Raw genomic sequence first — 5141 nt, 5'->3', positions numbered from 1 at the left:
GCTTCGTTTACCGCCAGTGGCATGGTATTGCCGCTGCGTCAGGAACTTCGCTTGCCCATCAGCGCTGTCAATGTGGACGAGGTCAATATCGATTTCTTTCGGGTCGATGCGGAATATCTGCCCCGTTTTCTGGCGGAATATCGCCCCGGTGCCGGCATGGGTAACTGGGAGCTTGAGCAGATCACCCAGCGGGCCAAGCGGGTATTCAGTGGCCGCTATGCGCTGGAGCTCGATGCCAACCGGCGCGAGACCCGCCTTATCAATGTAAAGGAGCCGCAGTTGGCGGAGGCTGGCGTCTACTTTGCGGTGATGTCGCCCCTTGGCAACTACGACTGGCGCAAGGAGACCACCTATTTCGCGGTGAGCGACATGGGGCTCAGTGCCCGCCGTTACCGCGATCAGCTGGAGGTGTTTGTCAGCTCTTTGGCCAGCGCCGACCCGCTCAAGGATGTGCAGCTCTCCCTGCTCGACGAGAAGGGCAACCGGCTGCAGGTGCAAACCACTGATCCGCAGGGCCATCGTCGCTTCGATCAGGTGCAGGGGGCTCGCCTGCTGCTGGCCGAACAGGGCAACCATCTGGCGGTGCTGCGCCTCGATGGGGCTGCGCTCGATCTCTCCACCTTCGATCTCGGCACCCAGCCCTGGCAGGCCCAGCAGTTGTATCTCTTTAGCGGGCGCGATCTCTATCGCCCCGGCGAGCGGCTCGACAGCGAGATCCTGCTCAAGGGGCAGGATGGCCAGCTGCTGCCGGGGATGGCGGTGGAGCTGGAGGTGAAACAGCCGGACGGTCAGCTGCTCGAACAGAAACGGCTGCTGCCGGACAATTTGGGCGCGGCCCACTACGGTCTGCGTCTGCCGGACGATGCGCCGCTCGGGCGCTGGACCATCAACCTCAAGACCGCCGCTGGCAGCCGCTTCGAGTGGCCCTTCTTGGTGGAGGAGTTTTTGCCAGAGCGCTTGAAACTGCAGCTTGGCAAGGGGCCGGATGGTGAAGTGACGGATCTGGACGCCTCCCTCACCCTGCCGCTGCAAGGGGACTATCTCTACGGTGCGCCGGCGAGCGCCACCAAGGCGAAGGCGGAGGTGAAGATCAGCCGCGCCACCATGCCCTTTACCCAGTGGCAGGAGTTCACTCTGGGTGACGTACTGCTCGCCGAGCAGGCCAAGGATCTCGAGGCGCGCAGTCTCACCCTCGATGCGCAGGGGCAGGGGACTTTTTCGCTTACTGATGAGCTCGATGGGGTGCGAGCCCTCGGGCCGCTGGAGGTGGCCTATCGGGTGTCGCTCGCCGAGCCCGGTGGCCGCGCCGTTAATCGCAGCCGTACCCAGTATGGCTGGCCCGCGGGCAGCCAGTGGCCGGCACTCAAGGCCGACTTCGTGGCGGATCGGGTGGAAGGGGGCAAGCCGCTCCCCTTCCAGATCCTCAACCTCGATGAGCAAGGCCAACCGGTGGCGGGGGCGGTGAAGGTGCGCCTTATCAACGAGTACCGCGACTACTACTGGCACTACGCCGATGGGGAGGGGTGGAAGTACGAGTTCAACAGCCAGCCCTATCTGGAGCAGGAGCAGACCCTGCAGCTGGACGGCAAGGGGCCGACCCCGCTCACGCTGCAACTGGCGGCGGGCTGGTATCGATTGGAGGTGGAGAACAGTCAGGGCCATCAATCGAGCCTGCGGGTGGAGATCGGCAGCTACGCCTGGGGCGGCGGTGGCGAGCAGGCGCGGCCTGACAAGATTGCCATCACCCTCGACAAGCGCGCCTATCTGGCGGGTGACAAGGCCAAAGTGACGCTGGTGGCCCCGCGCCCCGGCAAGGGCTTGCTGATTGTGGAAGATGGCGACGGCCTGCGCTGGTGGCAGCGTATCGAGCTCAAGGGCGCCGGTGGTGATGTTAAGGATGCCCGCGGCGAGTTCGAGATCCCGATCAGCCCCGAGTGGCTGCGCCATGACTTGCATATCTCGGCCCAGATCGCCGCGCCAGACAGCGCCTCCAAACCGGTCGGCAGCCAGCAGGGACAGAGCCTGCGCTCGGTCGGACTGGTGCCGCTCACCCTGGACCGGGAAGTGCGCCGTCTTCCGCTCACCCTGAGCGCGCCTGATAAAGCGGTGCCGCTCACCCGGCTCGAAGTGACCGCCACCTCTACCCCCAACAGTCAGGGACGGGTGGTGCTGGCCGCGGTGGATCGGGGCGTGCTCAACATCAGCGACTACCAGCCCCTCGACCCGTTCGAGATCTTCTTTGGTCGCAAGCGTTTCTCCCAAGATTTGTTCGACAACTACGGTCAGGTGATCCCGCCGCAAGATGGCAAGCTGGCTCGTCTCAACTACGGGGGCGATCGGGCGCCGCTGAAAAAAGGCGGCGCGCTGGAGAGCCGGGTCGAGATCGCCGCACTGTGGAGTGGCGAGGTGAGCTTTGATGAGAGCGGCAAGGCGGTGATCCCGCTCGATTTGCCCAACTTCAACGGCGAGTTGGCGCTGATGGCGCTGGCCTGGAATGAGCAGCAAGTTGGTGAGGCCGAGCGTGCCGTCAAGGTGGTGGCGCCCTTGGTGGCCGAAATTGGCTGGCCGCGCTTTGGCGCCAGAGGGGATGAGACCCGGGCGCTGGTGCAACTGCGCAACATGAGTGGCGAGGATCAGACCCTCTCCCTTGCCTGGACCCTCAATGGCGGGCTCAAGGCAAATGGCGAGTTGCCCGGCACCCTGTCCCTTAAAAATGGCGAGGAGCAGTGGCTGACCCTGCCGCTCACCGTGACCGGGGCAAGCGGCGTGGCAAGCCTGCAGTTGGCGGCCAGCGGCAAGGATTTTTCCATCAGCCGCGACTGGTATTTGCCGCTGCGCTCCCCCTGGCCTGCCGAGACTCGCCAGCGCTACCAGATGCTGGCCCCCGGCCAGCAGATGAGCTTTGCGCCAGCTGATCTGACCGGGCTGGATCGTGCCAACCTGCAGGGGCTGCTCAGCCTCTCTGGCACCCCGCCTTGGGATCCGGCAGCCCAGTGGCAGGCGCTGGCCGATTACCCCTACGCCTGTCTGGAGCAGACCCTGTCACGGGCCTGGCCCTATCTGCTGACCACGGCCGATGAGCGGGCCGCCTGGAGCAAACCCGCAGAGGGCAAGAAAGCGGCGAGTGAGGCGGATGTGCAGCGTGCCCTGCTGCAACGGCTGCAGCGGTTGCAACTGCCAAGCGGTGGCTTTGGCCTCTGGGATGGTCGCTCCGACGAAGAGCAGTGGCTCACCGCCTATGCCGCCGACTACCTGCTGGCGCGCAAGGAGGCGGGTGATGCTGTGCCGGAGGCGATGCTCAATCAGGCGCTGAACCGGCTGCAAAGCTATCTTACCGACAGCCAGTATGGCGAGCGCTGGAGCAGAGCCCCCGAGCACAGCCGGCTTGCCTATCAGGCTTACAGCGCCTATGTGCTGGCCCGGGTGGGCAAGGCACCGCTCGCTACCCTGCGACTTATCTGGGAGCAGCAGGCTGATCACGCTCGCTCCGGTTTGCCGCTCTTGCACCTCTCGCTGGCGCTCTCGGCCATGGGGGATGAGCAGAACGCCGCCAAGGCCCTCAGCCGGGCATTGGCGACCGAACGCGGGGATGACTATCTGGGGGATTACGGCTCACCGCTGCGCGATCAGGCCCTTGAGCTCTCCTTGCTTCGTCAGCACAAGCTGGCTGCGGAGCGCTGGCCTGATCTCAGCGCCAAGGTAGCCGATACCCTGGCCCATCGTCAGTGGCTCAGCACTCAGGAGCGGCTCGCTCTGTTGCGACTGGCCCGTTTCGATCCTGCCGTCGACTGGCAGGCCAAGGTAACTTCCTCTCTTGGCAGTGAATCCCTGAGCGGTTCGGCTCCGCTACAGCAGGGTGCCCCCGAGGCACTGGCGGCGAGCACCGTCACCAACGAGGGCAAGGGATCCCTCTATGTGCAGCGCACTCTGGTCGGTTACCCCGAACAGGCACCGGCACGGATTAGCAAAGGGATGAGTGTGACCCGCAGCTGGTTCAACAGCGACGGTCAGCGGTTTGAGCCCGCCACAGTGAAGGTGGGCGATCTGGTGGTGGTACGGCTCAATGTCAGCAGCGAATCGGCGGTGCCCGATGCCCTGCTGGTGGAGATGGTGCCCGCTGGCTTCGAGCTGGAGAACCCGGCCCTTGGCAACAGCATCAAGCTCGAAGAGCTCTCCATCGAGGGGAAACCGGCGTGGCAGAGTGAGTGGAACGACTATCTCAAGCATCAGGAGTTTCGCGATGACCGCTACACGGCAGCGCTGGATCTGAGCGAGGGGAGCAACCAGCAACTGGTCTACCTGATGCGGGCGGTGACGCCGGGCCGCTATCAGGTGCCACCGACCCAGGTGGAGGATATGTACCGGCCTGAACTGCGGGCTGTGGGTGAGGATATCCACGAGGTGCGTATCTCTGAGTAACAAACCCTCCCTTGAGCGGGTTCGCCCGCTCACTTTTTGGCTGCGTGGTTGGCTGAGCCTGGGTCGCAGTGGCCGCGCAGGCTGGCGCTGGCTTGGCGGTCTGCCGCGCTTGCTGCACTTTTCGGTGCTGGGAGTTGTAGCACTGCTGCTGTCATTGCTGGCGCTGGATCGCATTTTCCCGCCGCCGCCACTAGACCCCGCCTACGCACGGGTGGTGCTTGACATGAAAGGGCGACCGCTGCGCGCCTTTGCCGATACCAGCGGCGTGTGGCGCTACCCCGTGACCCTGGAGCAGGTCTCCCCCCGCTATATCGAGGCGTTGCTGGGTTACGAGGATCGCTACTTCTGGCGTCATCCCGGGGTTAATCCGGTGGCCATGGTGCGCGGGGTCTGGCAGTGGCTGCGTTACGGGCGCGCCGTGTCGGGTGGCTCGACTCTTACCATGCAGGTGGCCCGCCTCATCGAGCCCTACCACCGGAGCGTGCCCGGCAAGCTGCGTCAGATGGCCCGTGCGCTGCAACTGGAGTGGCACTACGACAAGCGCACCTTGCTCACCGTCTACCTCAACCGGGCGCCGTTTGGCGGCAACCTGGAGGGGGTGCAGGCGGCAAGTTTTGCCTATCTCGGCAAGAGCGCCGCCAAGCTGACCTATGCCGAGGCGGCGCTGTTGGCGGTGCTGCCGCAGGCTCCAAGCCGCAACCGGCCGGACCGGCATCCCGAGC

General features: G+C 64.9%; 2 protein-coding genes. Both read left to right on the top strand.

The annotated features are described in order from the left end of the window. On the top strand, positions 1 to 4419 hold a 4419-nt coding region (locus DBR30_RS08495), incomplete at its 5' end, for an alpha-2-macroglobulin family protein (protein WP_258224356.1). Then, on the top strand, positions 4385 to 5141 hold a 757-nt coding region (locus DBR30_RS21920; RefSeq protein WP_375135842.1), incomplete at its 3' end, for a transglycosylase domain-containing protein. The genes DBR30_RS08495 and DBR30_RS21920, both read left to right, overlap by 35 nt.

This window comes from Aeromonas sp. HMWF017 (genome assembly GCF_003061465.1).
GTDB classification, from domain to species: Bacteria; Pseudomonadota; Gammaproteobacteria; order Enterobacterales; family Aeromonadaceae; genus Aeromonas; species Aeromonas veronii.
Note: the sequence above shows the minus strand (reverse complement) of the source record. Positions and strands in the feature narration are given on the sequence as shown.